3 protein-coding genes are annotated in these 2,896 nt (G+C 62.4%); 1 reads left to right on the forward strand and 2 read right to left on the reverse strand.

Annotated elements, in window-relative coordinates; genetic code table 11:
* Nucleotides 1-120 precede the first annotated feature (120 nt).
* Nucleotides 121-519 (forward strand): nuclear transport factor 2 family protein, encoded by a 399-nt coding sequence (locus IWX78_RS16280; RefSeq protein WP_196834686.1) that lies wholly within the window; start codon nt 121-123, stop codon nt 517-519.
* Nucleotides 520-691: 172 nt separating this feature from the next.
* Here IWX78_RS16280 and IWX78_RS16285 read toward each other — a convergent pair whose 3' ends face one another.
* Nucleotides 692-1,546, reverse strand: coding sequence for an NAD(P)-dependent oxidoreductase (locus IWX78_RS16285; RefSeq protein WP_196834687.1), 855 nt, complete (start codon nt 1,544-1,546; stop codon nt 692-694).
* A 61-nt stretch (nt 1,547-1,607) separates the two neighbouring features.
* Entirely contained in the window at nt 1,608-2,522 is a 915-nt protein-coding gene (locus tag IWX78_RS16290) for an SDR family NAD(P)-dependent oxidoreductase (RefSeq protein ID WP_196834688.1), read from the reverse strand.
* Nucleotides 2,523-2,896 lie beyond the last annotated feature (374 nt).

Below are 2,896 nucleotides of genomic sequence, written 5' to 3' on the forward strand. Positions count from 1 at the left end.
GATCGGTTCTCACTGACCATCCCACGATGGCTCACCACGTCGACAATCCGACGCTCAGAACCCCGGAAACCACACCACCCCAGGGGACGTCACCTTCCCAATGAGAGAAGAAGCGAGACCATGAACACGGCAGAAGTAGTCAATAAGTTCTTAGAGGCTCTCGGCGCGCAAGAGGCCGATGCCATAGGTGCACTATTCGCTGCGGATATCGACTGGTATGTTCCCGGAGATGACGCCCTGCCGTGGACTGGGACAAGGTCCAAACGCCAAGAAGTAGCGGACTATTTTCGCACCATGTGGCCGGCATTCAGATCTGGAGAAAGTGTTGTCGACGTCGAGGCGATTTTGATCGATGGCGAAGACGCAGCTGTCTTTTCACAGTTCTCTCATGTTGCCGAGACGACGGGGCGCAGATTCAGCACACCCAGTGCACTGCATATCAAGGTTCACAACGGGGCAATCGTGCGTTTGCACCTATACGAAGACACCGCCGCAGTCAGTCAAGCGTTTTTTGGTTGACCGCCGAACCGGAACCTAGCCGAGCCGAGCCGCACAGGCTCTCGTCCGGCCGCCGTGGGCTTGACAGCCGTGCGCCGAATGAGAGCCCGGTCAACTCGTGGTTTTTGGTAGATCGAGTGATGACTTGCTTTGGCAAGTGATTGGCAGGGTGCGACGGATCACCGCGCCCAGTTCAGCCTTTGATACTGGCTGATACCAATTCCGCGGCGGCGAAAAGTCCCTCGGCTCCAGCCAACCCGCGTTCGCGCACGGTCGAGGTGTCGATGCCCAGACGGCCGACCCCATCGGCGAAGTGCTCGATGTCTTTGCGCATCAAGCCCTGCAGGTGTGGAGCGATCTCGGGCGTGATTTGCGCGCCGAGCGCCTGCATCACGAAGCTGCCTCCGCTGCTCGAGGCCAAGAGCAGCCGGAAAGCTGCAATGTCGACGCCGATCGCAGCTGCCATCGCGAGCACATCCTCGGCGTTCTTCAGGTTGGTCATAGTGAGGGCGTTGTTCAGCAGCTTGGCCACCTGACCGGAACCCGGCCCGCCCATGTGCACGACGGACGCCGAGAACATGTCGAACACGGGCTCGGCACGCTCAAATGCATCCCGGTGGCCACCGACGATCGTCGCAAGCTGTCGGGCTTCGGCTCCGGGTCCGCCACCGCTCACCGGCGCATCAAGGAAGGCGATCCCGCGCTCGGCCGCTCGCTCCGCGAACCGGACCGCGGTCTCCGGGTCGCCCGTACCGTGATTAACGATGAGCGATCCTGGCTTCATCGCGCCCAGGAGCCCCTGGTTCTCGAGCACGTCATCAACGTCGGCGTCATCGCGAAGCACCAGCAGCACAATATCGCTCGCCGCACCCAACTCGGCAGGCGAGGCGCGAACGGTGTAAGTCCCATCACGCAGAGCGTCGAGCGATGCGGCACGGCGGGCCCAGACCTGCAGGTCGTAAGGGGAACCGGCGACGGCACGGGCCATCGGTGCCCCCTGGTCGCCGAGTCCAATGAATCCGACCGTGCGAATCGGTGAGGTGGTCATGATGCTGTCTTCTTCCTGGTTTCGTGGGGGTCGTTCGTTCTGCCGTCGCCCTGTCGGTTCGTCATGCGGCGATGAGTCGAGATGCGAGCTCCCACAGGCGGTCGGCGTTGCTGAGATCGAGCGCATAAGCAGCCACGCCTGCCATCCAGCCATTGCCGTCATAAACAGTTGCGGCCTCGTTGTTGTCCTCAAAGTAGCGGCCGCTGACTCCCGCCAAGAGAGGGGAAGTGGCGACGAAGATGCTCGTGGCCGCTCCTTGCTCAACGGTCTTGCGTCCCTCGGGCGGGGTCTTGAGCCCGCCGGTGTGCTTCTGCAGGCCGGTGGCGATTGCCCCGGGCATCACAGCGTTCACAGTGATGCCTGCTTTCGCCCAGCGGTTAGCCGCGCCCACCGCGAAAAGCACTGACGCGGTCTTCGACTGGCCGTAGGCGAGCAGCGGGTCGTATGGCCGGAAGCGGAAGTTGATGTCGTCGAAGACGACGGGCGAGATGAGGTGCCCGCTCGAACTCAACGCCACGACCCGTGCCCCGCCGGCCTGGGCCAGCGCATCATGCAGACCGACCGTGAGGGCGAAGTGACCGAGGAAGTTGGTGGCGAACTGCAGTTCGATGCCCTTCGCGGTGCGCTCCTCAGGGGTGGCCATGATCCCTGCGTTGTTGATCAAAATGTGCAACGGACCCGTCCACCCGGCGACGAAATCGCGCACGGACTGGAGATCGGACACATCCAGTTTGGCAGCTCGAACGGCGAGGTTCCCTGTCTCGGCGATGATCGCATCCGCGGTACGCTCGCCAGCTTCGAGGTTGCGCACTGCGAGTGTGACGTCGGCACCGCGGGCGGCGAGGACCTTCGCCGTCTCAATCCCGATGCCTGAGGCGCCGCCGGTGATGATGGCGCGTTTGCCGGTGAGCTCGATTCCCTCGGCGACCTCTGAGGCTGTCGACGAGAATCCGAAAGGTGAAGTGATGGGTGACATGCTTGCTCCTTCTGTTTGGGCTGTCGGAGGTCTGGAACGCATGGTTGGCTTCGCAAAGTCCCGCGCAAAGTGACCCCGCTTTAACTGGTAGTGGCGGGGACAGGATCGGGAGCAAAGGGGCGCGAGTACGGTTGATGCATGGACGCAGGTGATGACAACGCGATCGGAAAGTTCCTTCGTGCTCGTCGGGAGCAAGTGCAGCCTTCGGACGTTGGCCTTCTGCCCACCAAACGCCGTCGAGTAAAAGGGCTACGTCGCGAAGAAGTGGCCCGGCTTGCTGGGTGACGTCCCGCTGAGTGGTGGAATTTCTCGACACCGTGCGGGTCAGTGCTTCTAGCTTATGCGGCGGCGAGTTCTGGGAGGATCACCGCCTC

It is taken from the genome of Mycetocola sp. CAN_C7, from assembly GCF_015752285.1.
Classification (GTDB): Bacteria; Actinomycetota; Actinomycetes; order Actinomycetales; family Microbacteriaceae; genus Mycetocola_A.